This is a genomic window from Pseudomonas sp. FSL R10-1339, assembly GCF_009600545.1.
GTDB lineage: Bacteria > Pseudomonadota > Gammaproteobacteria > Pseudomonadales > Pseudomonadaceae > Aquipseudomonas > Aquipseudomonas bubulae.
The window spans coordinates 37,265-63,889 of the sequence record NZ_WIVQ01000002.1 but is presented as its reverse complement, the minus strand read 5'-3'; the positions used below and the strand labels follow the sequence as shown (position 1 = coordinate 63,889).

At 58.8% G+C, this 26,625-nt stretch carries 25 protein-coding genes; 14 read left to right on the top strand and 11 right to left on the bottom strand.

Annotated elements, in window-relative coordinates; genetic code table 11:
- Positions 1-4 precede the first annotated feature (4 nt).
- Positions 5-1,213, bottom strand: a complete 1,209-nt coding sequence (gene coaBC, locus GHO03_RS01710) for a bifunctional phosphopantothenoylcysteine decarboxylase/phosphopantothenate--cysteine ligase CoaBC (RefSeq protein ID WP_095024854.1) — start codon at positions 1,211-1,213, stop codon at positions 5-7.
- Positions 1,214-1,335: 122 nt separating this feature from the next.
- On the opposite strand from coaBC, the gene radC reads away from it, so the two are divergent.
- Complete coding sequence (radC, locus tag GHO03_RS01705) at positions 1,336-2,010, top strand: DNA repair protein RadC (RefSeq protein ID WP_095017867.1); 675 nt, start codon at positions 1,336-1,338, stop codon at positions 2,008-2,010.
- Between the two features lie 3 nt (positions 2,011-2,013).
- Here radC and GHO03_RS01700 read toward each other — a convergent pair whose 3' ends face one another.
- Complete coding sequence (locus GHO03_RS01700) at positions 2,014-3,600, bottom strand: ABC transporter substrate-binding protein (RefSeq protein WP_094999725.1); 1,587 nt, start codon at positions 3,598-3,600, stop codon at positions 2,014-2,016.
- A gap of 511 nt (positions 3,601-4,111) precedes the next feature.
- On the opposite strand from GHO03_RS01700, the gene rpmB reads away from it, so the two are divergent.
- Both rpmB and rpmG read left to right on the top strand, forming a co-directional pair.
- Positions 4,112-4,345 (top strand): 50S ribosomal protein L28, encoded by a 234-nt coding sequence (gene rpmB, locus GHO03_RS01695; RefSeq protein WP_019410280.1) that lies wholly within the window; start codon positions 4,112-4,114, stop codon positions 4,343-4,345.
- An 11-nt stretch (positions 4,346-4,356) separates the two neighbouring features.
- Positions 4,357-4,512: a 50S ribosomal protein L33 gene (gene rpmG, locus GHO03_RS01690; RefSeq protein ID WP_003437824.1), complete on the top strand. Its 156-nt coding sequence runs from the start codon at positions 4,357-4,359 to the stop codon at positions 4,510-4,512.
- A 70-nt stretch (positions 4,513-4,582) separates the two neighbouring features.
- Here rpmG and GHO03_RS01685 read toward each other — a convergent pair whose 3' ends face one another.
- Positions 4,583-4,876 (bottom strand): I78 family peptidase inhibitor, encoded by a 294-nt coding sequence (locus GHO03_RS01685; protein ID WP_094999726.1) that lies wholly within the window; start codon positions 4,874-4,876, stop codon positions 4,583-4,585.
- A gap of 211 nt (positions 4,877-5,087) precedes the next feature.
- Positions 5,088-5,450 carry a cupin domain-containing protein gene (locus GHO03_RS01680; protein ID WP_094999727.1) on the bottom strand — a complete coding sequence of 121 codons (363 nt, stop codon included), beginning with the start codon at positions 5,448-5,450 and terminating at the stop codon, positions 5,088-5,090.
- A 169-nt stretch (positions 5,451-5,619) separates the two neighbouring features.
- Between GHO03_RS01680 and GHO03_RS01675 the strand changes: the two genes are divergently transcribed.
- Positions 5,620-7,113: an aldehyde dehydrogenase gene (locus GHO03_RS01675; protein ID WP_130872184.1), complete on the top strand. Its 1,494-nt coding sequence runs from the start codon at positions 5,620-5,622 to the stop codon at positions 7,111-7,113.
- A 246-nt stretch (positions 7,114-7,359) separates the two neighbouring features.
- On the opposite strand, the gene GHO03_RS01670 is transcribed toward GHO03_RS01675, so the two are convergent.
- The gene (locus GHO03_RS01670) at positions 7,360-8,910 is read right to left on the bottom strand and encodes a phospholipase D family protein (protein ID WP_095017866.1); all 1,551 of its coding nucleotides are present in this window, start codon (positions 8,908-8,910) and stop codon (positions 7,360-7,362) included.
- A 32-nt stretch (positions 8,911-8,942) separates the two neighbouring features.
- Positions 8,943-10,364: a PLP-dependent aminotransferase family protein gene (locus GHO03_RS01665; protein ID WP_153398978.1), complete on the bottom strand. Its 1,422-nt coding sequence runs from the start codon at positions 10,362-10,364 to the stop codon at positions 8,943-8,945.
- 169 nt (positions 10,365-10,533) lie between these two features.
- On the opposite strand from GHO03_RS01665, the gene GHO03_RS01660 reads away from it, so the two are divergent.
- Positions 10,534-10,767, top strand: coding sequence for a DUF1127 domain-containing protein (locus GHO03_RS01660; RefSeq protein WP_094999731.1), 234 nt, complete (start codon positions 10,534-10,536; stop codon positions 10,765-10,767).
- 31 nt (positions 10,768-10,798) lie between these two features.
- Here GHO03_RS01660 and GHO03_RS01655 read toward each other — a convergent pair whose 3' ends face one another.
- Positions 10,799-12,100 (bottom strand): FAD-binding oxidoreductase, encoded by a 1,302-nt coding sequence (locus tag GHO03_RS01655; RefSeq protein ID WP_153398975.1) that lies wholly within the window; start codon positions 12,098-12,100, stop codon positions 10,799-10,801.
- A 147-nt stretch (positions 12,101-12,247) separates the two neighbouring features.
- Between GHO03_RS01655 and GHO03_RS01650 the strand changes: the two genes are divergently transcribed.
- A complete protein-coding gene (locus GHO03_RS01650) occupies positions 12,248-12,601 on the top strand; it encodes a YkgJ family cysteine cluster protein (protein WP_003437837.1) in 354 nt (117 codons plus the stop codon).
- A gap of 90 nt (positions 12,602-12,691) precedes the next feature.
- On the opposite strand, the gene GHO03_RS01645 is transcribed toward GHO03_RS01650, so the two are convergent.
- Complete coding sequence (locus GHO03_RS01645; RefSeq protein WP_016782681.1) at positions 12,692-13,180, bottom strand: Lrp/AsnC ligand binding domain-containing protein; 489 nt, start codon at positions 13,178-13,180, stop codon at positions 12,692-12,694.
- Between the two features lie 155 nt (positions 13,181-13,335).
- Between GHO03_RS01645 and dadA the strand changes: the two genes are divergently transcribed.
- The 6 genes from dadA (at position 13,336) to GHO03_RS01615 (ending at position 19,450) form a co-directional block, all read left to right on the top strand.
- Complete coding sequence (gene dadA / locus GHO03_RS01640) at positions 13,336-14,637, top strand: D-amino acid dehydrogenase (RefSeq protein WP_029611630.1); 1,302 nt, start codon at positions 13,336-13,338, stop codon at positions 14,635-14,637.
- The gene (locus GHO03_RS01635) at positions 14,609-14,962 is read left to right on the top strand and encodes a RidA family protein (protein ID WP_095038491.1); all 354 of its coding nucleotides are present in this window, start codon (positions 14,609-14,611) and stop codon (positions 14,960-14,962) included. Before dadA ends, GHO03_RS01635 begins: the two co-directional genes overlap by 29 nt.
- A gap of 100 nt (positions 14,963-15,062) precedes the next feature.
- Positions 15,063-16,136 (top strand): alanine racemase, encoded by a 1,074-nt coding sequence (gene alr, locus GHO03_RS01630; protein WP_153379772.1) that lies wholly within the window; start codon positions 15,063-15,065, stop codon positions 16,134-16,136.
- Between the two features lie 127 nt (positions 16,137-16,263).
- Positions 16,264-16,812, top strand: coding sequence for a cupin domain-containing protein (locus tag GHO03_RS01625; RefSeq protein ID WP_016782677.1), 549 nt, complete (start codon positions 16,264-16,266; stop codon positions 16,810-16,812).
- Between the two features lie 180 nt (positions 16,813-16,992).
- Positions 16,993-17,406: a cytochrome c5 family protein gene (locus tag GHO03_RS01620; protein ID WP_029611629.1), complete on the top strand. Its 414-nt coding sequence runs from the start codon at positions 16,993-16,995 to the stop codon at positions 17,404-17,406.
- Between the two features lie 115 nt (positions 17,407-17,521).
- The gene (locus GHO03_RS01615) at positions 17,522-19,450 is read left to right on the top strand and encodes an acetyl-CoA hydrolase/transferase C-terminal domain-containing protein (RefSeq protein WP_094999736.1); all 1,929 of its coding nucleotides are present in this window, start codon (positions 17,522-17,524) and stop codon (positions 19,448-19,450) included.
- 82 nt (positions 19,451-19,532) lie between these two features.
- Here the strand turns inward: GHO03_RS01615 and GHO03_RS01610 are convergent, their stop codons facing one another.
- Positions 19,533-20,105: a xanthine phosphoribosyltransferase gene (locus tag GHO03_RS01610; RefSeq protein ID WP_016782674.1), complete on the bottom strand. Its 573-nt coding sequence runs from the start codon at positions 20,103-20,105 to the stop codon at positions 19,533-19,535.
- Between the two features lie 56 nt (positions 20,106-20,161).
- The gene (rep, locus tag GHO03_RS01605) at positions 20,162-22,171 is read right to left on the bottom strand and encodes a DNA helicase Rep (protein WP_016782673.1); all 2,010 of its coding nucleotides are present in this window, start codon (positions 22,169-22,171) and stop codon (positions 20,162-20,164) included.
- A 261-nt stretch (positions 22,172-22,432) separates the two neighbouring features.
- Between rep and GHO03_RS01600 the strand changes: the two genes are divergently transcribed.
- Positions 22,433-24,100, top strand: coding sequence for a bifunctional diguanylate cyclase/phosphodiesterase (locus GHO03_RS01600; RefSeq protein ID WP_153398972.1), 1,668 nt, complete (start codon positions 22,433-22,435; stop codon positions 24,098-24,100).
- A 45-nt stretch (positions 24,101-24,145) separates the two neighbouring features.
- Here the strand turns inward: GHO03_RS01600 and GHO03_RS01595 are convergent, their stop codons facing one another.
- Positions 24,146-25,543 (bottom strand): NorM family multidrug efflux MATE transporter, encoded by a 1,398-nt coding sequence (locus GHO03_RS01595; RefSeq protein ID WP_095026821.1) that lies wholly within the window; start codon positions 25,541-25,543, stop codon positions 24,146-24,148.
- Positions 25,544-25,695: 152 nt separating this feature from the next.
- Between GHO03_RS01595 and GHO03_RS01590 the strand changes: the two genes are divergently transcribed.
- Positions 25,696-26,616: a LysR substrate-binding domain-containing protein gene (locus GHO03_RS01590; RefSeq protein ID WP_094999739.1), complete on the top strand. Its 921-nt coding sequence runs from the start codon at positions 25,696-25,698 to the stop codon at positions 26,614-26,616.
- The last annotated feature ends 9 nt before the right edge of the window (positions 26,617-26,625 follow it).

Below are 26,625 nucleotides of genomic sequence, written 5' to 3'. Positions count from 1 at the left end.
CGAGTTAAACCTGGTTCAGACGTTCGGCGATAAAAGTGACCAGCTGGCGGGCAATCTTGCCCTTGCTGGTCTGGGCAAATACGGTGGCGTGCAGTTTGCGATCGATCACGCTGCAGGCGTTCTCTTCGCTGTTGAAACCGATGCTGGGGTTGGCCACATCATTGGCGACAATCAGGTCGAGGTTTTTGTCTTTGAGCTTGCGCGCAGCGTAATCGAGCAAGTTCTCGGTTTCTGCGGCAAAGCCGACACTGAAAGGGCGATCAGGGCGTGAAGCGATAGTGGCCAGAATGTCTGGATTGCGCACCATTTGCAGCAACAGGCCGTCACCCTTGGTAGGGTCTTTCTTTAGTTTTTGCGGGGCAATGACTTCCGGGCGGTAGTCTGCAACAGCAGCAGACGCTATAAACACGTCACAGGGGATCGCCGCCTCACAGGCTGCGAGCATGTCACGGGCACTGACCACGTCGATACGGGTCACGCGATCCGGGGTCGGCAGGTGTACCGGGCCGGTAATCAGGGTCACACGGGCGCCGGCTTCCACTGCTGCTTCAGCCAGGGCGAAGCCCATTTTTCCGGAGCTGTGGTTGGTGATGTAGCGCACCGGGTCGATGTTTTCCTGGGTAGGGCCTGCGGTGATCAGCACGTGCTTGCCGGTTAGCACCTGACGCTGAAAACACTCGGCGGCGCAGCTCACCAGATCATCCGCCTCGAGCATGCGGCCAAAGCCCACGTCGCCACAGGCCTGGCTTCCGGAGGCCGGGCCAAACACGCGCAGGCCGCGGCTTTCGAGCAACCGGGTATTGGCCTGGGTGGCCGGGTCGCGCCACATGGCCTGGTTCATCGCCGGAGCGATGGCAACCGTGGCATCCGTGGCGAGCACCAGGGTGGTCAGCAGGTCATTGGCCAGGCCTTGGGCAAGGCGGGCAATCAGGTCAGCGGTTGCAGGTGCAATCAGTACCAGGTCGGCCCACTTGGCCAGCTCGATATGCCCCATGGCCGCTTCAGCCGCAGGGTCGAGCAAATCCAGATGAACGGGGTGCCCGGACAACGCCTGCATGGTCAGAGGCGTGATGAATTCGCTGCCGCCACGGGTCATGACAACCCTTACTTCCGCGCCTTGGTCCAGTAGACGGCGAACCAGCTCTGCACTCTTGTAAGCCGCGATGCCGCCGCCGACGCCCAAAACAATGCGTTTTCGATACAGCCGCTGCATAGGCCTGCCTTTTAGTTCGATGATGACTGCGCAGAAAATGGCCAAATGCCGCGCAAAAATGATGGGCTAAGATAACACAGCGCCTGCCAGGGAACAGCGGCGCCCATTTACAAGGAGGTGTTATGAGCATTCGAGATTGGCCTGCGGCGGAGCGCCCGCGGGAGAAGCTTTTGCAACACGGATCAGGCAGTCTTTCAGACGCCGAACTGCTGGCAATCTTCTTGCGCACCGGGGTTTCGGGCAAAAGTGCAGTCGATCTGGCGCGCCATCTGCTCAGCGAGTTTGGCAGCCTGCGGGCCTTGCTCGAAGCCGATCTGCGCGCATTCTGTCTCCCGCTCGGGCTGGGCCCGGCCAAGTTCAGCCAGTTGCAGGCCGTACTCGAAATGAGCCGCCGCCACCTGGCCGAACGCTTGCGCCGCGACAGCGCGCTGGAGAGCCCGCAAGTCGTTCGGGATTATCTCAAGTCATTGCTGCGCCATGAGCCACACGAAGCCTTCGGCTGCCTGTTTCTGGACTCCAGGCACCGCATGCTGGCCTTCGAGGTGCTGTTCAGGGGCTCGATAGACAGCGCCAGTGTCTACCCGCGCCAGGTGGTCAAGCGTGCCCTGGCGCACAATGCGGCAGCGGTGATTTTCTGCCACAACCATCCCTCGGGCATCAGCGACCCCAGCCAGGCTGACCGCACGTTGACCAAGCGCCTGATCCAGGCGCTGGATCTGATCGAAGTGCGGGTGCTGGATCATTTTATAGTCGGTGACGGCCAGCCGCTTTCAATGGTCGAGCGCGGCTGGATGTAAGGCTCAGGGCTTAACGCTGACTGTTGAAAAGTCTTGGCGCCCAAACGGACTCACCTGATATCCCTGTACGTCTTTACGGGTCAGTGCGTAGGCCGTTGGATGGGCCAGCGGTAGCCACAGCGCCTGTTGCTGGATCTGCGCTTGCGCCTTTTGATACAAAGCACTGCGTTTGTCCTGATCGGTCAGGGTCTTGCCCTGGCTGATCAAACCGTCCAGCGCCTTGTCGCAATAACGCGCAAAGTTGGTTCCGGATTTCACTGCCGCACAGGAAAACTGCGGCGTGAGGAAGTTGTCCGGGTCACCGTTATCGCCTGCCCAGCCCATAAACAGCAGGTCATGCTCGCCAGCCTTGGCGCGACGGATCAGCTCGCCCCATTCGATCACGCGGATATCGGCCTGGACACCCACCTTGGCCAGGTCGGCTTGCAGCAACTGCGCGCCCAGGCTCGGGTTGGGATTGAGCACGCTGCCTGTCGGGCGCGTCCAGATCGTGGTTTTGAAGCCGTCTTTCAGACCCGCCCTGGCCAGTAATTCACGGGCTTTTTGCGGATTGTGGGCATAGCCCGGCAAGTCTTTGGCATAACTCCAGGTGGTCGCCGGGTAAATACCGTTGGCCGCTTGGGCGCTGTTTTCAAACACGGCCTTGAGATAAGTGTCCTTGTCGAAAGCCAGATTGATGGCCTGACGTACCTCGGGTTTATCCAGCGGTGGATGCTGGCTATTGATGGCCACAAACGCGGTCATGAAGGCCGGGGTCTGCGCTACAGCCAGCGCTGGATCCTTGGCGGCAGCTGCGACGTCCAGCGGCTTGGGCGAGAGAGCAATCTGGCATTCATTGCGACGCAATTTTTGCAGCCGCACGTTGGCGTCCGGGGTGATGGCAAAAATCAGCCCGTCAACGGCTGGCTTGCCGGCAAAGTAGTCCGGGTTGGCCTTGTAGCGCACCACCGCGTCTTTCTGGAAACGGTTGAATACAAAAGGCCCGGTACCTATCGGCTGGCTGTTCATCAGCTCCGGTGTGCCTGCTTTCATCAGCTTGTCGGCATATTCAGCCGAGTAGATCGAGGCAAAGCCCATGCTCAGCGCTGGCAAGAAGGTCGAATCAGGGCGACTCAGGGTGAAGCGCACGGTCAGCGGATCCGGAGTTTCAATTTTTTTGATCAGCTCAGGCAACTGCAAGGATTGCGCGTGGGGAAAACCGCTTTGCGCCACCTTGTGCCATGGGTTGGCAGGGTCAAGCATGCGTTCGAAGCTGAAACGCACGTCATCGGCATTCAACTCACGGCTGGGGGAAAAATAAGGCGTGCTGTGGAACTTGATCCCGGGACGCAGCTTGAAATCGTACACAAGACCATCAGGGGACACTGACCAGCTTTGCGCCAGCGAAGGCACCAGCTTCGCGGCTTTAGCGTCAAAGTCCAGCAGGCGGTTCATCAGCACGTCTGCCGAGGCATTGGTGGTACTGAGCGAGTTGTACTGCACAACGTCGAACCCTTCAGGGCTGGCCTCGGTGCAAACGCTCAAGGTGGCCGCGTGTACGAGCGGGCTCAGGCAAAAGGTGAGCAAAAAGGGGACGGCAGCGAGGCGCATGATCTGTTTCCTGTACAAGTCGATAAGGCCCATCTGCAAGTGCAGTCTGGAAAAGTCTTACCCTAGTGTTCTGGTACTCAAATGACCACTTTTTAATGGCATTCGACATCCTGTAGTCGCTGTCGCAGGCCGGGAAAGGGCTTCCAGGGCCTTGAGCAAGCATGAAAAGGCGACCACTACGTGCTCGATCGCAGCCTTCGGCAGCGGCTACGAGCGGGCACCAGCCCCGAAACCTTTCACCCAGCGACGAGCGGTAAAACGCCACAAGGCATAGACGCCGCGCGGATTGGCGTTAAAATGGCGGCTTCATTAATTACACCAAATCACACTGCTTGTTGTTGCTCTTTAGTCTTTCTGGTATAAAGCAGCGCTCTTTTCTAGGGGCCCGGTTCCTGCGTTTGTAGGTGTAGCCGGTAAGACCCTTAAAGAAACGCGGCGCCTGGCGCCATGACTGAGAGATTAAGCGGCCAACCCATGCCGGGTTGGGCATGTGGTTTTAGAGGGCTGAGGCATGTCGAGAGTCTGTCAAGTTACCGGTAAGGGTCCGGTGACTGGGAATAACATTTCCCACGCAAATAACAAAACCCGTCGTCGTTTCCTGCCGAACCTGCAGCATCACCGCTTCTGGGTTGAAGAAGAGAAACGTTTCGTACGTCTGCGCGTATCTGCTAAAGGCATGCGTATCATCGACAAGCGTGGCATCACTGTCGTGCTGGCCGAAATCCGCCGTGCTGGCAAGATCTAAGGGAGCTAATCATGCGTGAATTGATCCGTTTGGTGTCGAGCGCTGGTACAGGCCATTTCTACACCACTGATAAGAACAAGCGCACCACTCCGGACAAAATCGAAATCAAAAAATTCGATCCGCGGGTTCGCAAGCACGTGATCTACAAAGAAGCCAAAATCAAGTAATTGGTTTTTCTTCTTACGAAAAAGGCCCATATCTCACGATACGGGCCTTTTTTGTGCGCGTTTGTCAGCCCTAGCCGCACATATAGCTCTGCATAAGGTTGTTTTCGTCGACGACCACGCGAAGGCGGTCTGCGTTGTGCTCTCGGGTGTAGCCTATGCCCGGCCTCTCGACACGCAACTCGGTTGCCCCGGACTCCCGGCGCAGCATCTCCAGCAAAGCAGGCGTCGCCTCAGGCGCAACCAGAAAATTGATCGCAACCGTTTTGCACTTGCCGTCCTCCTCAGCCATCGCGGGCATGGAGCAAAACCCCAGCAGGACGCTGGTGGTCAACAACAGGCGTTTCAAAGTATTCAGACTGGACATGGGTCTTCCCTGTTTTCAGATAAATGAAATAACGCTGCGGGCCTGCTCATTCCTTAAGTGCCCGGCGTTCTCTCAAGACTGGCTCACATTGACGCGAAGGGCGCTGGCGACGTATTTCTGAATTTGTAGCCTGTAGCCCTGGAGGGCAGGCATAAAAAAGCCCCGCCATCAAAGCGTGGCAGGGCTTGTTGAAGGCTCTGGATCAGCTGTCTCAGGCCTTGCTCTCAAAGACTACGTAAATTTTCCGACAGGGCTCCAGCACTTCCCATGTCCCTTTGAATCCCGCGGGGATGACAAAGCGATCGCCGGCGCGCAGGGTCTTGGCGTTACCTTCATGGTCACGCAAAACGGAAACGCCCTGCACGATCTCGCAGTATTCGTGCTCGGTGTAATTGACGGTCCACTGGCCCACAGCTCCTTCCCACACCCCGGCGTTCATTTGCCCACAGGGGCTGTCGTAGTGGTTGTGGATAACTTGCTCAGGGTTGCCTTTAAGCACCTTTTCCGGGGCCGGGCTAAAACGTTCAGCCTGGGTATTGGCAGTGCTGAAGTCGACTACGCTTGCGATGCTCATCTTTGTTATCCCCCCGAAATTGCGGCATGTGTGGTCAGCAAAATTAAAGTCTATGTTTATTAAAACGAACAAGCCATGGTGTTTACGCCACCTGTGTCAAATATATTGAAAGTTCCAGGGCCACTGGTTTAGGGTGGCGCTTCCATTTCAACAAGAGGAGGACACTCGAATGACCACCCTGACGCGTGCTGACTGGGAACAGCGGGCCCAACAGCTGAAAATCGAAGGTCGCGCCTTCATCAACGGTGAATACACCGATGCGGTCTCCAATGAAACGTTCGAGTGTCTGAGCCCGGTCGATGGCCGTTTGCTGGGTAAGGTTGCCAGCTGCGACAGCGCTGACGCCCAGCGCGGCGTGGAAGTGGCCCGCAAGACGTTCGAGTCCGGCGTCTGGTCCCGCCTGGCTCCGGCCAAGCGCAAAGCCGCAATGATCCGCTTTGCCGGCCTGCTCAAGCAAAACGCTGAAGAACTGGCCCTGCTTGAAACCCTGGACATGGGCAAGCCGATCAGTGACTCCCTGCACATCGATGTGCCCGGTGCTGCCGGCGCGCTGAGCTGGAGCGGCGAGGCCATCGACAAGATCTACGACGAAGTCGCCGCCACCCCGCACGACCAACTGGGCTTGGTAACCCGCGAGCCGGTGGGCGTTGTCGCTGCCATTGTGCCGTGGAACTTCCCGCTGATGATGGCCTGCTGGAAACTGGGCCCGGCCCTGTCGACCGGTAACTCGGTCATCCTCAAGCCGTCCGAAAAGTCCCCTCTGACGGCTATCCGTATCGCTGCGCTGGCCGTTGAAGCCGGCATTCCAGCGGGCGTCTTCAACGTGCTGCCAGGCTACGGCCACACGGTCGGCAAGGCGCTGGCCCTGCATATGGACGTCGATACGCTGGTGTTTACCGGTTCGACCAAAATCGCCAAGCAGCTGATGATCTACGCTGGCGAGTCCAACATGAAGCGCATCTGGCTTGAAGCCGGTGGCAAGAGCCCGAACATCGTTTTCGCTGATGCGCCGGATCTGCAAGCGGCTGCCGAAGCCGCTGCCAGCGCCATTGCCTTTAACCAGGGTGAAGTTTGCACCGCGGGTTCGCGCCTGCTGGTGGAGCGCTCGATCAAGGACAAGTTCCTGCCGCTGGTGATCGACGCCCTCAAGGGCTGGAAGCCCGGCAACCCGCTGGACCCGGAAACCACCGTGGGCGCGCTGGTGGATACCCAGCAAATGAACACCGTGCTGTCGTACATCAAGTCCGGCCATAGCGAAGGCGCAAAACTGGTAGCAGGCGGTAATCAAATTCTGCAAGAAACCGGCGGCACCTACGTTGAACCGACCATTTTCGACGGCGTCAGCAATGCGATGAAAATCGCCCAGGAAGAAATCTTCGGCCCGGTATTGTCGGTTATCACCTTCGACAGTGCCGAAGAGGCCATCAAGATTGCCAACGACACGCCATACGGCCTGGCGGCGGCCGTCTGGACGGCCGATATCTCCAAGGCTCACCTGACCGCCAAGGCCCTGCGCGCCGGTAGCGTATGGGTCAACCAATACGATGGCGGCGACATGACCGCGCCGTTTGGTGGCTTCAAGCAGTCGGGCAACGGCCGTGACAAGTCTCTGCACGCGTTTGATAAATACACCGAGCTGAAGTCCACCTGGATCAAGCTGTAATCCTCTAAATGCAACACCCTGTGGGAGCGGGCTTGCCCGCGATGACAGCACCGGGTCTGATTGACAGACCGCGGTGCCTTCATCGCGAGCAAGCCCGCTCCCACAATGGTTTTTACACCACATAATTGGAGCACAGACATGCGTCGGGCGACTTGTTTCGCCGTGCTGGTCGCATACGTCTATAGAATCGCGGTCGATCAGCTCCCTCTCCCTCGGGGAGAGGGTTGGGGAGAGGGCAGCCGCCAATCAGAGCATTTTTTCCAGCCCCACACTTTTGCTGAACCAGGCATTGAGCCGGCGCCACCAGTTGCCCGGTTCATGATGCAAAGTGTGCAACTGGCCATTGTCTTCGGTCACCCAGACCATCTTGCCCTGCTCCAGTTTCGGCTCATAACTCAAGGCCGGGGCCATGCCCTGCAACGCCAGTTTGCGGGCCTCGGCGGCCAGCTCGGGGCTGTCCACCAGCACGCCGACTTCGGTGTTCCACAAGCCTGAACGCGGATCGAAATTGAATGAACCGATAAAGGATTTTTGCCGATCAAAGATCATCGCCTTGCTGTGCAGGCTCGAATCCGAACTCATCCCGGGCTTGAACCAGTGCGGGCCACTGCCACCGCTGCTGCCCGGCTGGCGGCGCAATTCGAAGAGTTTGACCCCATGCTCCAGCAGCGCCTTGCGATAGGGTGCATAACCGCCATGCACCACGGGCACGTCTGTAGCCTCCAGGGAGTTGGTCAATAAACGTACATCGACCCCGGCATCGGCGCGGCCCGTCAGGTACACCAGCCCGGTTTCACCCGGCACAAAGTAGGCTGAAACCAGAATCAGCTCCTGATTAACGCCTACCAGCTCCGGCGCCAGTTGTGTGGTCAGCAGTAGATGCGGGTCAGGCTCATCCCGGGCCAGCACCTTGCTCGGAGCATCCCACAGCGCCTGATTCCAGGCCCAGATCAGCTCCTTGCGCCACACGTCGAGCTGCGGGCGGGTTTCGTATGAGGCCAGCTCCTGATAGAGCGCCGGGTTGCGTTGCTGCGCACGCTTGAGCGAGGTCTCCAGTTGTTTGCGCGCCTTGCCCAGCTCCTGCTCAGAGAGTTGCGAGGAGACAAAATCACCAATCGGCTGGCTCAGGGCACTGTTCCAGTACTGATCGAAGCTGTGCCCCAACTGCTCGGCCACAGGGCCGACGCCAAGCAGGTCGATATCGGTAAAATTCAGCTCCGGCTTGGCATCGAAGTACTCATCGCCCAGATTGCGCCCGCCCACGATCGCCGCACTGTTATCGGCCAGCCAGAGTTTGTTGTGCATGCGCCGGTGCTGGCGCGAGAGGTTGAACAGCCGTCCCATCGCCCGGGTTACACCCGTTCCACGGCCCAGTTGCAGGGGGTTGAACAGGCGAATCTGGATATTGGGATGAGCGGCGAGGGTGGCCAGGATATCGTCCAGGCCATCACTGGCGGTGTCATCGAGCAGGATGCGCACACGCACGCCGCGATCTGCGGCCTTGAGCAATTCGTCAATCAGCATGCGCGTACTCAAGCCGTCGTGGACGATGTAGTACTGCAGGTCGAGGCTGGTTTGCGCGTTGCGAATCAACTCGGCCCGGGCCCTGAAGGCTTCGCCGCTGTTGGGCAGCAGCCTGAACCCCGAGCGACCTTGATACGGCGCGGCCTGGGCCTGGATCGAGCGGCCAAAGGCCGAGTCTGCGGCGGGTAACGCCTGGGTGGGTTCACGGGGTACGTCCAACGTGGCACAGCCTCCCAGCAAGACGACTAAAAACAATGCGCAAAGTGATTTCAACGGGTAAAGCCTCGGGCCAGACGTCACTGGAGTTAAACGGTATCTGCCAGCAGTTTACTGGCTGCCATACCCACTTTGCGCACCGCTTCTTCGATCTGCGGCGTAGGCTTTGCAGCGTAGTTCATGCGCAAGCAATTACGGTACTTGCCCGAAGCCGAAAAAATACTGCCCACCGCGATCTGCACGCCCTGGTCCAGCAACATGCGGTTGAGGCGCAGGCTGTCGAAGCCGTCAGGCAGCTCAAGCCACAGCATAAAGCTGCCCTGGGGCCTGCTGGCACGGGTGCCGGGCGGAAAGTAGCGGCTGATCCAGCCCAGCATCAGGTCGCGATTGCGCTGGTATTGGCTGCGCATTTTGCGCAGGTGCGGCTCGAAATGACCGTTTTTCAGGAAGTCGGCAACCGCCAGTTGCGGCTGCGGTGCGCAAGAGCCGGTGCTGATGTATTTCATGTGCAGCACCCGCTCCAGATAACGCCCCGGCGCCACCCAGCCAACGCGCAAGCCGGGGGCCAGGGTTTTGGAGAATGAACTGCACAGCAGGACACGACCGTCATCGTCGAAGGACTTGATGGTTCGCGGGCGAGGGTAGGTGTAGGCCAGTTCGCCGTACACATCGTCTTCTATGATCGCCACATCAAAACGCTGGGCCAGGGTCACCAGCGCCCGCTTGCGGGCTTCGGGCATGATGTAGCCCAGTGGGTTGTTGCAACTGGGGGTGAGCTGGATAGCCTTGATCGGCCACTGCTCCAGGGCCAGTTCCAGGGCTTCGAGGCTGATGCCGGTCAGCGGATCGGTAGGGATCTCCAGGGCCTTCATCCCCAGGCCCTTGAGGGTTTGCATGGCGCCATGAAAGCTTGGCGAGTCGACCGCGACGATATCCCCCGGTTCGCACACGGCTCGAATACTGCACGACAAGGCCTCATGGCAGCCGGTGGTGATTACCAGATCTTCTGCGCCCAACTGGCAGCCCGAATCGAGCAACAATCGCGCCACCTGCTCGCGCAGGCCGAGTACCCCGTAGACGTTGTCGTAATACAGACCGGGCAAGTCCAGGCGTCGGCTGATTTGCGCCAGGCTGCGCAACAGCGGCTTGATGGTTGGCATGGTGACGTCCGGCATGCCGCGCCCCAACTGGATCACGTCCTTTTGCGGCACTGAGCGAACCAGTTCCAGCACTTGCTCCCACTGTGAAATTTCCACGGGTCGCTGGGCAGGTTTACCCATGCCCGGCAGGGCGGGCAGCTCACGCTCCATCGGCACGAAATACCCGGATTTGGGCCGCGGCGACGCCAGGCCATTGTCCTCCAGCAAGCGATACGCCTGCTGCACCGTACTCAGGCTCACACCATGCTCGGCGCTTAGCGCCCGCACCGACGGCAAACGGTCGCCAGGGCGATAAAAGCCCTGCTCGATGCGCGTACCGAGCAGGTCGGCGAGGTTGACATAAAGGGTCATGGCAGAACTCCCGAAGGGTGGACCAGTACAGATGGGGCGTAAACCAAGGATTCAGCGCCTGAAATGACAGATCTGTATGTATTTAAAAAGACTTTGCTGAATCTGTCATGGTTTCCAGCGCACGGCCATCATGCTGACTCATGGCAATCGAGTCAAAAGGAGCTGTCTGATGAATGGTTTGAGCGATGTGCGCCTGACGCTGCACAGCCAACAATTACTGGCTGAGCATGAAGCCCGTCAAGTCACCAGCACCCCGGCCGGTCTTGGGGTGTGGGGGCTGTTCTGCCACCGTGCTCGCAGTCGCCGGATGCTGCTGAACCTGGACGAACAGCAGCTGCGCGATGTGGGGTTGACCCGCGAAATGGCCCGGCAGGAAGGCTGCAAGCCATTTTGGCGTTCGTAACCAAACCTGCGGCAGCGGCTACAGGTTTGAATCAGCGCAGCTCTTTTAACCGGTGCCACAGCATCCCCAGCGCCAGCAATGGCGAACGCAGGTATTTGCCACCCGGGAAGGTGATATGCGGGACCTTGGCAAACAGATCAAAACCGTCACTGTGCTGGCCACTGATAGCTTCGGCCAGCAACTTGCCCGCCAGGTGGGTTGCGTTAACCCCGTGCCCTGAATACGCCTGGGCGTAATACACATTGGGATGCTCTTGCAGGCGGCCGATCTGCGGCAGGCGGTTGGCACCAATGCCGATCATGCCGCCCCACTGGTAGTCGATTTTCACGTCTTTAAGATGCGGGAACACCTCGAGCATTTTAGGACGCATGTACGCGGCAATATCCTGCGGATCCCGCCCAGAATAATGACAGGCCCCACCGAATAACAGACGCCGATCTGCCGAAAGACGGTAGTAGTCCAGCGCCACGCGCTGGTCGCACACGGCCATGTTCTGTGGCAGCAAGGCGTGAGCCCGGGCTTCGCTCAACGGCTCGGTGGCAATGATGTAGCTGCCCGCAGGCAGCACTTTGCCGCTTAGTTGCGGGTTGAGGTCCTTGAGATAGGCGTTGCAGCCCAGTACCAGACTTTTGGCCCGCACTGAGCCCTGGGCCGTGTGCACCCGTACTTCAGGGCCATAATCGATGCGGGTTACTGCGGAGTTTTCAAACAGCTTTACACCCAGTTGCGCAGCGGCCGCCGCTTCGCCCAGCGCCAGATTCAGCGGGTGCAAATGGCCCGAGCCCATATCGACAAAGCCGCCGACATACCGGTCCGAACCCACCACGCTGTGCACTTCGTTGGCCTGCAACAGACGGGTTTCATGGCGATAACCCAGATCGCGCAGCTCCTGGGTCTCTTCAGCAAAACCTTCAAGGTCACGGGGTTTGTTGGCCAGGTCGCAATAGCCCCAGGTCAGGTCACAGGCAATATTGAAACGCTCGACGCGCTGGCGCACGATTTCCACCGCCTCCAGCCCCATCAGCTTCATTTGCCGCACACCGTCCTTGCCGATGACGCCTTCAAACTGCTCAACACCATGGCCGACCCCGCGAATCAGTTGCCCGCCATTGCGCCCGCTGGCGCCCCAACCGATCTTGTGCGCTTCCAGCAAGACCACGCTCATGCCGCGCTCGGCCAGCTCCAGCGCCGTATTCAGGCCGGAAAAGCCACCGCCCACCACACACACATCCGCCACCAGCTCGCCCTGCAACACCGGATGATCGGGTTGTGGCAGGCTGCTGGCGGCGTAATAAGAAGCGGTGTGCTGGCTGCGCTGAACAGGGGCGTTCATGTGCGTAATCCTGATTATTGATGTTTGGAAAATTTGACGGAGCATAAGCCGTGCCATTCCCGTGGGGCAAGAACAGCCGAATGGCCCTGTCTAGGGCAGGGGTTTTCAGGCAGACTCTGCGGCCTTTTCTCAATCGGTACGTTCTGGATGAGCTGTAACAGTCACAAGATCCGCTTTCTCAGGCAGCAAATCCCCTCGTTCGAATGCGTGCCGGGTTGCCATGACTGCTGCGGGCCTGTGACCACTTCATCCGAAGAAATGGCCCGCTTGCCGCGCAAGACGGCTGCCGAACAAGAAGCAGCAATGGATGAGCTGAACTGTGTGCATCTGGGGCCCAATGGCTGCACGGTGTATGAAGAGCGGCCATTGATCTGTCGGTTGTTTGGCACTACCCCCACCTTGCCGTGCCCCAACGGTCGACGCCCGGTAGAGATGATTCACCCCAGCGCAGAGAAGCTGGTGCATGAGTACATCGCCAGTACGCGGCAGGTGCTGGTCTAGATCAAGAGCCCCCTCACCCTGACCCTCTCCCGGAGGGAGAGGGGACTAAAGGCAAAAGCCGGTCTGCGCAGCCCCTCTAAGGGAAAGCCGTCAATCTGCAATCGGCAGATTCAGGCTCTCTTTGACTTCTTCCATCACGATATAGCTTTTGGACTCACGCACGTGGGGCAGCTTGAGCAAGATGTCACCCAGCAGCTTGCGGTAAGAAGCCATCTCGCTGATCCGCGCCTTCACCAGATAGTCGAAGTCCCCCGACACCAGATGACACTCCAGCACATGGGGCAACTTCAACACGGCGCGTCGGAATTCATCAAAGGTATCGCCTGATTTGTAGTCCAGGCTGATTTCCACAAATACCAGCAGGCTGCCCTGTAGATGTTGCGGGTTCAGCCGGGCGTTGTAGCCCATGATGATCCCTTCACGTTCCAGCCTGCGCACTCGTTCGGTACAGGGAGTGGTCGACAACCCAACCTTCTCTCCCAGCTCGGTAAACGAGATGCGGCCATCGACCTGGAGGATGCGCAAAATGTTGCGATCTATCTTGTCCAATTCACGCTTTGTTTGATGATTTGTACGCATAGGAGATTCTCCTCCGTGAAAAGGGTTATGCCCGAGAATTGTCGCCAAATATAGCTTCTTATACAGTGAATACCACTGCTCAATGCTTCATATACTGCGCTCATCTTTGCATCGAACAATAAACGTCTGCGGCTGGCCGCGATGAGGGAATGAATATGCGAGTTATGGTATTGGGTGGCGGCGTTATTGGTACTGCCAGCGCCTATTATCTGGCCCGAGCCGGTTTTGATGTGGTTGTCGTGGACCGTCAGCCAGCCGTTGCAATGGAAACCAGCTTTGCCAACGCGGGCCAGGTGTCCCCGGGCTACGCTTCGCCGTGGGCCGCACCGGGCGTGCCGCTCAAGGCGATCAAGTGGTTGCTCGAACGCCACGCACCTCTGGCCATCAAGGCCACGACCAGCATTGATCAGTACCTGTGGATGGCACAGATGCTGCGCAACTGCACCGCCAGCCGCTATGCCGTGAACAAGGAGCGCATGGTTCGCCTGTCCGAGTACAGCCGTGACTGCCTCGACGAACTGCGCGCCGAAACGGGTATTGCCTACGAAGCCCGTAACCTCGGCACCACACAACTGTTCCGCACTCAGGCCCAGCTCGATGGCGCCGCCAAGGACATCGCGGTCCTGAAAGAATCCGGTGTACCGTTCGAACTGCTCGACCGTGCCGGTATTGCCCGGGTTGAGCCCGCACTGGCCAGCGTGACCGACATTTTGGCCGGCGCCCTGCGCCTGCCCAATGACCAGACTGGCGACTGTCAGATGTTTACCACCCGCCTGGCTGAAATGGCCAAAAACCTGGGTGTTGAGTTCCGCTTCGGCCAGGATATCCAGCGTCTGGACTACGCAGGTGATCGCATCAATGGCGTGATGATCGACGGCAAACTCGAAACTGCCGATCGTTACGTACTGGCACTGGGCAGCTACTCGCCGCAAATGCTCAAGCCACTGGGCATCAAGGCGCCGGTTTACCCGCTCAAGGGCTACTCGCTGACCATTCCGATTACCAATTCGGACATGGCACCGACCTCGACCATTCTCGATGAGACCTACAAGGTCGCGATCACCCGTTTCGACAACCGCATTCGCGTTGGCGGCATGGCTGAAATCGCCGGTTTTGACCTGTCGCTGAACCCGCGCCGACGCGAAACCCTGGAGATGATCGTCAACGACCTTTATCCTCAGGGCGGTGATCTGAGCCAGGCCAGTTTCTGGACCGGCCTGCGCCCGACCACCCCGGACGGCACGCCGATTGTGGGCGCAACCCCGTTCAAAAACCTGTTCCTGAACACCGGGCATGGCACACTGGGTTGGACCATGGCCTGCGGTTCCGGTCGTTTCCTCGCGGACGTAATGGCCAAAAAGACCCCGCAAATCAGCGCCGAAGGCCTTGATATTTCCCGCTACGGCAACCACCAGGAGACTGCAAAACATGGCAATCCAGCGCCAGCTCACCAATGAACGCATGAGCCAGATCGTTACCCATAACGGCACTGTCTACCTGTCCGGGCAAGTCGGCGACGACATGAACGCCGGGGTCGAGCAACAGACCCGTGAAACACTGGCCAATATCGAGCATTTGCTGGACCTGGCGGGCTCCGATAAAAGCCGTATCCTGTCGGTCACTATCTACCTCAAAGACATCGATGCCGACTTTACCGGCATGAACAGCGTCTGGGACCAATGGCTGCCCAAGGGTGTAGCGCCGGCCCGCGCAACTGTCGAGGCCAAGCTGTGCGAGCCCGAAATCCTGGTTGAACTGTCTGTTGTGGCAGCATTGCCGTAAGTTTTTTGATCACGTAACAGTCCCTCTTGCGGTGCAGCACGCAGTTCACGCTGCGGGTGTGCACCGTTTTTTATTCTTTTGCCGTTAGAAGCCCGCCGCCATGCGCCCAGCCCGTGCCCTGATCGACCTCCAAGCCCTGCGTCACAATTACCAACTGGCCCGTGAAGTCACGGGGGCCAAGGCCCTTGCTGTGATCAAGGCCGATGCCTACGGCCACGGTGCCGTGCGCTGCGCCCAGGCTCTTGAGGCCGAGGCTGACGGTTTTGCCGTGGCCTGTATTGAAGAAGCACTGGAACTGCGCGCCGCCGGTATTCGCGCGCCAATCCTGCTGCTGGAAGGTTTTTTTGAAGCGGATGAACTGCCACTGATCGTCGAACATGACTTTTGGTGTGTGGTGCATTCGCTGTGGCAGCTTGATGCCATCGAGCAGGCCCGACTCGCCAAACCCATCCATGTGTGGCTGAAACTGGACAGTGGCATGCACCGCGTTGGCTTGCACCCCAACGATTACAAGGCCGCTTACCAGCGTCTGCAGGCCAGTGCCAATGTGGCGAAAATCGTGCTGATGAGCCATTTTGCCCGCGCCGATGAGCTCGATTGCACTCGAAGCGTAGAGCAGGTTGCTGTGTTCCTCGGCGCTCGCGCCGATTTGACGGCAGAAATCAGCTTGCGCAACTCGCCGGCCGTACTCGGCTGGCCACGCGTGCCAAGTGATTGGGTACGCCCGGGCTTGATGTTGTATGGCAGCTCGCCATTTGACGAGCCACAGGCCACTGCCTCTCGCTTGCAACCGGCGATGACCCTGGAGTCCAAAGTGATCTGCGTGCGCGAACTGCCCGCCGGTGAGCCAGTGGGCTACGGTGCCAGGTTCATCACCCCAAAACCCATGCGAATCGGCGTGGTGGCCATGGGTTATGCCGACGGCTACCCGCGCCAGGCACCCACCGGTACCCCCGTATTTGTGGACGGTGTGCGCAGCCAGTTGCTGGGTCGTGTGTCGATGGACATGCTGTGCATCGACCTCACCGATGTGCCGCAAGCGGGCCTGGGTTCGACGGTCGAGTTGTGGGGTAAAAACATTCTCGCCAGCGAAGTGGCCACTGCAGCAGATACCATTCCTTACCAGATTTTCTGCAACCTCAAACGCGTTCCACGGCTCTATTCCGGTAACTGATGGGTTGTATCCAATATGCAGGGGCGAATGGGCGTCCGGGTTTGAAGTCGAAGTGTTGTAAATACTGAACGCTATCGCCATGATGGCGGCTTCTCGACCCGAATCTGACCCCCAGGAGGCTCCCGCATTGGACGTCGGTGAACGACTGCAATCCATCCGCAAACTCAAAGGCCTGTCGCAGCGTGAACTCGCCAAGCGCGCGGGCGTCACCAACAGCACCATTTCGATGATCGAAAAGAACAGCGTGAGCCCGTCCATAAGCTCCCTGCGAAAAGTGCTGAGTGGCATCCCCATGTCCATGGTCGAGTTTTTTTCCGAAGAAATCCTTCAAGAAAACCCAACTCAAATTGTCTACAAAGCCAATGAGCTGATCGACATTTCCGACGGTGCGGTGACCATGAAACTGGTGGGCAAGGCACATCCGAGCCGGGCCATTGCCTTTCTCAACGAGATTTATCCACCGGGCGCCGATACCGGGGACGAAATGCTGACCCATGAAGGCGAAGAAACCGGGATTTTGGTGGAAGGTCGCCTAGAGTTAACCGTGGGTCTTGAGACCTTCGTGCTGGAAGCCGGTGACAGCTATTATTTCGAAAGCTCCAAACCACACCGCTTTCGTAATCCGTTCGACGTCGCGGCGCGACTAATCAGCGCAGCCACCCCGGCGAATTTCTAAGAACAGAGGCGCCCTGTCTGCTTGCAGAGGCACCCGTAGATGCATTTCGCCAGCTCTATTCCCCCTTTGTCTTTAGGGTTGTTTCAGAGAGGCGGGCTAACCGTTATACTTTCGCCGCCCGCGAAACCGTGGTTGTGGGCGTGAATAGCCACCATTGAGGGTGAACGCGTGAACCTAATTATGAAAATGCTGGCCGTACCAGCAGCAGTAGTGGCCCTATGGGCAGTCAACGCTCAGGCAACAACGAACGATGACATTGCAAAACGTCTTGAGCCAGTGGGTAAGGTCTGTGTTCAAGGGCAGGAATGCAAAGGGATGGAAGTGACCGCTTCTGTAGGCGGTGGTGGTGGCATGACCCCCGACGACATTATTGCCAAGCACTGCAGTGCTTGCCACGGCACCGGCTTGTTGGGCGCACCGAAAATCGGTGACACCGCCGCCTGGAAAGAGCGCGCCGATCATCAGGGCGGCCTTGATGGCATCCTGGCCAAGGCCATCACCGGTATCAACGCCATGCCGCCAAAAGGCACTTGCATGACCTGTACCGATGAAGAGCTAAAAGGCGCCATCGAGAAAATGTCCGGTTTGAAATAACCCGACCTTCTCTGAAAAAGCCGCTGATGGGCGGCTTTTTTGTGCCCGAAATTTGAGCTCGTCCGCGTCCTCTGCGCTATCACGTCTATATTCAAGACTGGATAAGGAGGATCAGATGGTGCAGTCCTGTTCGATCGAGCGCGCAGTCGATGATGTGCTGGCGCGGTTACCGATGCATATTCACCTTGGCCTGCCGCTGGGCCTGGGCAAGGCCAACCGCTTCGTCAATGCGCTGTATCAGCGGATCAGGCAGCTGCCCGAACGCCAACTGACGATCTATACCGCTTTGAGTCTGGGCCGCCCCCCACTTGGGGACGGACTGCAACGGTTGTTTCTGGAGCCTTTTGTCGAGCGGGTATTTGGCGATTACATTGAGCTGGATTACCTGGCCGACCTGCTTCACAACAGCATGCCCACCAACATCCACGTCGAGCAGTTCTTTTTGCAGCCGGGCAGTTTGCTCAACAGCCCGCCTGCCCAGCAGGATTACGTCAGCAGCAATTACAGTCACGCGGCCCGCGACATCAATGCCAGCGGCCTGAACCTGGTGGCCCAACTGGTTGCTCGACACCCCGAGGATGCAGCGCGTCTGAGCTTGAGCTGCAACCCGGATATCACCCTCGATTTGTTGCCCATGATTGCCAAGCGGCGTGCGGCGGGGGAGACCATTCTGATACTGGGCCAGGTACATGGTGACCTGCCTTATATGCCCGGCGACTCGGAGCTGAGTATCGACGATTTTGATCTGTTGATTGACGAAGATGAGCACACTACGTTGTTTTCAACGCCCAGCATGCCGGTCAATCTGCAAGACCATATGATCGGCCTGCATGCCAGCACCCTGATACGCGACGGCGGCACCCTGCAGATCGGCATTGGCTCGATGGGTGATGCCCTGAGTGCAGCCCTGCTCGCACGCCAGGGTGATAACGAGGGCTACCGCGACCTGCTCGACGCTATCGATATCACCCAGTGGCGCACGCTGATCGAGCAACAAGGTGGCGTCGAGCCATTTGCCCGGGGCCTGTATGGTTGCAGCGAGATGTTTGTCCACGGCCTGATGGTGCTGGCCGATGCCGGGATTGTGCGACGCAAGGTCTACCCCGATGCCGACAGGCAAGCCCAGGCCAATGCGGGCACCCTGGATGAAAGCTTGCAGGGTGACGGGGTCAGCATCCACGGCGGTTTTATCCTCGGCCCCCGCGATTTTTACCAGCGGCTAAGGGAGTTGCCCCACAGCAAGCGCCTTGAATTCAATATGACCGCCATCAGCTATATCAACGAATTATACGGCCAGGAAGAGTTGAAACGCCTGCAACGGCGTGATGCGCGCTTCGTCAACAGCGCATTCACCGTGACCTTGCTCGGTGCCGCCGTGGCTGATCAGCTCGAAGACGGCCGGGTGCTGAGCGGGGTCGGCGGGCAATACAACTTTGTTGCCCAGGGCCATGCCCTGCATGACGCACGCTCGGTGATCATGTTGCGCAGCTGGCGAGAGTCGGGCGGTGATGTAAGTTCCAATATTGTCTGGGAATACGGTCACTGCACCATCCCGCGGCATTTGCGCGACATTGTGGTCACCGAATACGGGATTGCTGATTTGCGCGGCAAAACCGACAGCAAAGTCATCGAGGCGCTGCTCAACATCACCGACTCGCGCTTCCAGACCGAACTGACCACCCAGGCACAACTGATGGGCAAGCTGCCCAAGGACTTTCGCCTTGATCCACGTTTTGCCGACAACAGCCCGCAGCGTTTGCAGGAGATCGCCGACCGGCACCCGCATTTGTTCCCGGAATACCCGCTGGGCAGTGATTTCAGCGCGCAGGAGCAAGACCTGCTGCGAGCGTTGAACTGGCTTAAAAGCAAATTCAAGCTCACGCAGATGTACCAACTGGGCAAGGCTACGCTGGACGCGCCTTCGCCCCAGGCATTCCCCGAACACCTGGAGCGCATGCAGCTCGCACAACCCGACGGGTTGCGCGATGAGCTGTACCAGCGTTTGCTGCTGGCAGGGCTGCAGGCAACCGCGAAAAGCAATTGACGCGCCTTTCGTAGCAGCTGCCGCCAGGCTGCGTTCGGCGGCGCAGCCTTCGTGCCTCGGCAGCTGCTACGGACTGAAAGGGTTACTCGATAAAGGTCACTTTACCGCCCGCCAGGGATTTGACCCGGGCCAGGGATTCAACGCGGTAGCCCTGTGCATCCAGCTCGGCACGGCCGCCCTGGAACGACTTCTCGATCACGATGCCCAGACCGGCCACGGTGGCGCCAGCTTGCTTGATGATCGAAATCAGCGCTTGCGAGGCCTTGCCATTGGCCAGGAAGTCGTCGATCACCAGCACGCGGTCGCTGCTTTGCAGGTGGCGCGGGGAAATCGCAACGGTGCTTTCAGTCTGCTTGGTGAACGAATACACCGTGGCCGACAGCAGGTTTTCAGTCAGGGTCAGGGACTGGTGCTTACGCGCAAAAATCACAGGTACACCCAAGTTCAAGCCAGTCATCACAGCAGGGGCGATACCCGATGCTTCGATAGTGACGATCTTGGTGATGCCCGAATCCTTGAACAAACGCGCGAACTCGTCGCCGATTTCCTTCATCAGCTGAGGATCGATCTGATGGTTCAAAAAGGCGTCGACTTTCAAAACCTGATCGGAAAGCACGATGCCTTCTTCGCGAATTTTCTTGTGCAGTGCTTCCAACGTAACGTCCTCAAATAGCGCTTTTGCGCTGAAGGTAGAGTAAAAAATAGTCGATTTTAGCGTTTTAGCATCGCGCGTATATCAGCCAGTGCTGTATTGCCGCGAACCGCTTTAACTTCGGTGGGGGTGTCATCGTTGCCTTCCCAGGCCAGATCGTCCGGGGGTAACTCATCGAGGAAACGGCTCGGCGCACAGTCAATGATCTCGCCGTACTGTTTACGCTTGGCGGCAAAGGTGAATGCCAGCGTCTCACGGGCACGGGTAATGCCCACATAGGCCAGGCGCCGTTCTTCTTCAATGGTGTCTGCTTCAATGCTGGAGCGGTGCGGGAGGATTTCTTCTTCCATGCCCATGATGAACACGTAGGGAAATTCCAGACCCTTGGAGGCGTGCAAGGTCATCATCTGCACGCCTTCGGCACCGTCTTCCTCTTCCTGCTGGCGCTCGAGCATGTCGCGCAGCACCAGTTTGCCGATGGCTTCCTCGATGGTCATGGCGCCGTCTTCGTCTTTTTCGAGGGTGTTTTTCAACGCCTCGACCAAAAACCAGACATTGGACATGCGGTAGTCCGCCGCCTTGTCGCTGGAGCTGTTGGTGCGCAGCCAGTTTTCGTAGTCGATGTCCATGATCATGCTGCGCAGCGCTGCAATCGGGTCTTCGCCCGAGCAATGCTCACGTACACGGTCCATAAAGCGCTTGAAACGTACCAGGCGGTCAGTGAAGCGTGCGTCCAGATGTTCGCCCAGGCCGATTTCATCGGTGGCGGCATACATCGAGATTTTTCTCTCGGTCGCGTAGTTACCCAGCTTTTCCAGGGTAGTCGAACCGATCTCGCGACGCGGGACGTTGATTACGCGCAGGAAGGCGTTATCGTCATCCGGGTTTACGATCAGGCGGAAGTAAGCCATCAGGTCTTTAACTTCCTGACGTCCGAAGAAGCTGTTGCCGCCCGACAAACGGTACGGGATCTGATGGTGCTGCAGCTTCAATTCGATCAGTTTGGCTTGATAGTTCCCGCGGTACAGGATCGCGAAGTCGCTGTACGGTCGATCGGTGCGCAGGTGCAGGGTGAGGATTTCGACGGCCACTCGCTCGGCTTCGGCGTCTTCGTTGCGGCAGCGGATCACCCGCACTTCGTCGCCGTGGCCCATCTCGCTCCACAACTGCTTTTCAAACTCGTGCGGGTTGTTGGCAATCAGGATATTGGCGCAGCGCAGAATACGGCTGGTGGAGCGGTAGTTTTGCTCCAGCATCACCACTTTCAAGGACGGGTAATCATCCTTGAGCAGCATCAGGTTTTCCGGGCGAGCGCCGCGCCAGGCGTAGATCGACTGGTCGTCGTCACCTACCACGGTGAACTGGTTGCGCTTGCCGATCAGGTATTTAACCAGCAGATACTGACTGGCGTTGGTGTCCTGATATTCGTCCACCAGCAGGTAACGCACCTTGTTCTGCCACTTTTCCAGAATGTCGGCATGTTCTTCGAACAGCTTGACCGGCAGCAGGATCAGGTCGTCAAAGTCCACCGCGTTGTAGGCCTTGAGCGTGCGCTGGTAGTGGGTGTAGACGATGGCTGCGGTCTGCTCCTTGGGGTTGCGCGCGTTTTCCAGAGCCTGGGGCGGCAGGATCAGGTCGTTTTTCCACGAGCCGATCATGTTCTTGATTTCGTCGACCCCGTCGTCGCCCGAATATTCCTTTTGCATGATGTCGGCCATCAGCGCCTTGACGTCAGCCTCGTCAAAGATCGAGAAGCCGGGCTTATAGCCCAGCCGCGCGTGCTCCTTGCGGATGATGTTGAGGCCCAGGTTGTGGAACGTGCACACCGTCAAGCCGCGGCCTTCACCCTTTTTAAGCAGGGTGCCGACACGCTCTTTCATCTCGCGGGCGGCTTTGTTGGTAAAGGTCATGGCGACGATGTATTGGGCACGGATGCCACAGTTCTGGATCAGGTGCGCGATTTTGCGGGTAATCACGCTGGTTTTGCCGGAGCCTGCGCCGGCGAGCACCAATAGAGGGCCGCCGACGTAGCTCACGGCTTCTTGCTGCCGGGGATTGAGTCGGGACATGACGAGATCAGGGGTCGTTTGTAAAAAGGGCGGGCATTTTAACAGGCTGAGCAAATATTGCTGCCTCTGTGCGACGGTGTGACATGCCACATCCTTTAAATTTACTGCTTTTGTTACTTTCGCACAGGATGTAAAGAGTATTTCCAGCTACCGTAGGGTTAATGCAGCAAATAAGTATTTGATAACCAGTGTCATTGCCATTGGTTGCCGGCACGTCATAATGCCCACTGCCCGAATTTTTGCAGAGTCTAGGGAGCTAGCTTGTCTACGCCTGTCGAACCCTTGCGTTTGCTGCTATTGGCCGAAGAGCCATCTTGGGCAGCGTTGTTGCGCGAGTGTCTGGCGCCAATGGGAAGTGCGGCCGTCCTGATATGCGCGCCGAGCTGGGAGTCTGTCAGCCATCTGTTCGAAAACGATCGCAATGCGCTGCTCCTGACGACCCCGGCCCTGCAGCCCCCAGCGGGCCGCTGCCGCCTGCCCACGGTTTTGCTGCTCGACAGCGAGCCTGATAGCGCTCCAGCGGGCGTCAGCGACTGGCTGGTCGGCGCCAGCCTGACGGGCGATGTACTGCGCCGCTGTCTGCGCCATGTGCGTGAACGCGGCCTGCTGGAACACACCTTGCAGCGCCTCGCCGAAGAGGATCCACTGACCGGCATTGCCAACAGGCAAGGCTTCCAGACCCTGCTGGCCGTGCGTCTGGCCGAAAGTGACGGCCGTGGCATTGCCTTGGGCCATCTGGACCTGGACAACTTTCGTCACGCCAACGATGCATTGGGCCATCAGGCTGGCGACCGCCTGATCCTGCAAGTAGTGGCGCGCCTCAAAAGCCAGCTTGAAGCGGGTGACCAACTGGCCCGTCTTGGCAGTGATGAATTCGCCCTGTTGATCAATACCCATCGCGCGCCCGAGCGTGCCGAATGGATGGCCGAGCGCATTACCGAGGTGATGGCCGAGCCCTACTGGGTCGACGGCGAAAGCCTGTTGATCGGCTGCAGCCTGGGTATTGCCCATGCCCGCGCCAACGCCGGGGCCGACCCGTTGATGTGGCACGCGCACATTGCCATGCAACAGGCCAAAAGCACCCAGGGCTGTACCTTCCACGTATTCAACGAGCGTATCAATCGCAATGCCCGCAGCCTGGCCGACCTCGAAAGCGAGTTGCGCCGGGCGTTGCGCCGTGACGAACTGGAACTGCATTACCAGCCGCGCCTGGATCTTGGCACGGGGCAGATCGTCGGGCTGGAAGCGCTGGTGCGCTGGCGCCATGCCGAGCGTGGCCTGTTGGCTCCGAGTGAGTTCGTGCCTTTGGCCGAGCAAAGCGGGCTGATTGTGCCGCTGGGGTACTGGGTTATCTCCCGTGCCCTGCGGGATATGCAGGCGTTGCGCGAACGCGGGCTTGAGCCGCTGCACATGGCGGTCAACCTGTCGTTTCGCCAGTTTCAGGACAGCCAGTTGCTTTCGACCCTCAGCCGCCTGATCAGCGAACGCGGCGTAGAAGCACAGTGGCTGGAGTTCGAGCTGACCGAAACGGCCGTGATGCGGCGCAGTGATCTGGTCAAACAGACCATGGATGCCCTGGGCCGACTGGGTGTGCGTTTTTCGCTGGATGATTTCGGTACGGGTTTTTCATCGTTTGTGCACCTCAATAGCCTGCCGATTACGCTGCTCAAGATCGACAAAAGCTTTGTGGGCGGCATGGAAAGCCGCGAAGAGAACCGCAAACTGGTCCACGCCATGATCAACCTGGCCCACAACCTGAAGCTGGAAGTGGTTGCCGAAGGCGTCGAAACTCCCGAACAGCGTGCTCTTTTGCGTGATTTTGGCTGCGATCAGGTGCAGGGCTACTTCATCAGCAAGCCGCTGCCGCTGGCCGAACTGGTGGAGTATTTGACGTTTGGGGCCGGGCAGCAGGTGCCAATTGCGCTCTAGGGCTTAAGAAAAACTTCCGTAGCAGCCTCGTTCCTTCGGCAGCTGCTACACAGCTACGCCCGCCACTTTGGCCGCCTTGCGCTCCAGCTTGATCATGCGCCGTACCTTCCACTCGAACGCCAGGGTCAAGCTGATCGCTGCACAGGCCAGGCCCGTCGCCAGCCCCCACCAGACACCTGCCGGGCCCCAACCGAAGGTAAAGGCCAGCATCCAGGCCATTGGCGCGCCAATCACCCAATAGCAGAACAGCCCCACCAGAAAGGTGGTCTTGGCATCCTTGAGCCCGCGAATCGCGCCCATGGCGATGGTTTGTGCGCCATCAAACAGCTCAAACCATGCCGCTACCGCCAGCAGGCTGACGGCCAGCTCAAATACCGGACGGAATGCAGGGTCGTTGTAATCGAGGAACAACCCCACCAGATCCCTTGGCCAAAACCAGAACACCACGGAAAACCCGAGCATCACACATGCACCAAAACCGATACCGACCCGTCCTGCCAGCCGCGCCCGCTGCAAGTCACCACCACCATAGTGCTGGCCAATACGCATGGTGATCGCATACGACATGCCTGCAGGTACCATAAATGCCACCGATACGATTTGCAGTGCGATCTGGTGCGCTGCCAGCTGTGTGCTGCCCATGGTGCCCATGCACAGTGCTGCGAAGGCAAACAAACCGACTTCCACGGCATAGGTCCCGCCAATCGGCAGGCCGAGCCGCCACAGTTCCCGCAGATAAGTCAGATTGATCCGCGACAGGCCCTTGCTGATCGGGTACGCGTTGTAGGCCGGATGCCGATGGATATGCCAGGCCAACCCCAGCGCCATGCAGGTCGCCACAATCGCCGTGACCAGGCCGATACCCATCAAGCCCAGTTTTGGCAGGCCGAACATGCCGGTAATCAGCGCGTAATTGAGCACAAAGTTGGCCACGGTACCGATCAGGCTGATCACCATCACCGGTGTGGCCCGGCCCATTGCACTGGTAAAGCCGCGCAGGGCCATAAAAGTCATATAGCCGGGCAGGGCAAACGGTAGCAGCAGCAGAAACTGGCCAGCCGCTTCAACGTTGGTGGGCGTCTGGCCAAACAGCAACAATAGCGGTTTGATATTCCACAGCATTACCGCGCCGCCCAGCGCCAGTGCCCAAGCGAGCCACAACCCGGCCTGAGTCAGGCGGGTCGCCCCTTCGATATCCCCTGCACCCTGGCGAATCGACACCAGCGTGCCCACGGCAGCGATGACGCCAATGCAGAAAATCGACACGAACGAGTAGCTGGCCGCTCCCAGGCTCCCGCCAGCCAGAGCCTCCGGGCTCAAGCGCGCCATCATCAGGGTATCGGTGAGTACCATCAGCATGTGAGCCAGCTGCGAAGCGATCAGCGGCCCGGCCAACCTCATAATGGCCGAGAGTTCGATACGTGCAGGATGCTGTTTGGTCATTGTAGAAATTTCTATAGGTGCGTTGAAAGGCTTGATTCTCGGCGCGTTGAGTGTTTTAAGCAAAGGGATAAAAACGATCATTGGCATGATTTAAACTCATGGTTGATCTTGCCTTCTGTGCCATCACCTTTTGAGCTATAGGAATATGAGTAATGGCTCGTAGCCTTCCTCCGCTTTACGCCTTGCGCGCCTTTGAGGCTGCAGCTCGCCATAGTTCATTCACCCGGGCGGGCGAAGAGTTGTCCATTACCCAGAGCGCTGTCAGTCGCCATATCAAAACCCTGGAAGCGCATTTCGCCTGCCGGTTATTTCAGCGCAGCGGGCGCAGCCTGCAACTCACCGAAGCCGCGCGTTTGCTGCTGCCGGGAGTGCGCGAAGGCTTTGCCGCCCTGGAGCGCGCCTGTACGACCTTGCGCGCCGAAGATGACATCTTGCGCATGAAAGCCCCCTCGACCCTGACCATGCGCTGGTTATTGGCCCGCCTGAGCCGCTTTCGCCACTTGCAGAGCGGCAATGAGGTGCAACTGACCAGTGCCTGGATGGACATTGACCACGTGGATTTCAATCACGAGCCATTCGACTGTGCTGTGCTGTTGAGCAACGGCCACTTTCCGCCTGACTGGGAGGCCACGCTGCTGTTCCCGGAGATGCTGATCCCGGTCGGTGCGCCCGCCATTCAGGGCGACGCGCCATGGGACGTCACACGCCTGGCGAGCACTGAGCTGCTGCACCCTACGCCTGACCGCCGCGACTGGCGGCGTTGGCTCGACTGCATGGGCCTGGGCGGGCAAGTGTCACTCAAGGGCGGGCAAGTTTTCGACACCCTGGAGCTGGGCATGATTGCCGCCGCCCGGGGCTACGGCATTTCCATGGGGGATTTGTTGATGGTGGCCGAAGACGTTGCCCAGGGGCGCCTGAGCCTGCCGTTCCCTGCTGCCGTGGCCAGCGGCGATAATTACTATCTGGTTTGGCCCAAGACCCGTCCCGGGGGCGAGCGTTTGCGTCGGCTCAGCGACTTTTTGCAGCAGGAAGTCGCCGCCATGGTGTTGCCAACCGTTGAGCAGTTGCACTGACCGCCATAA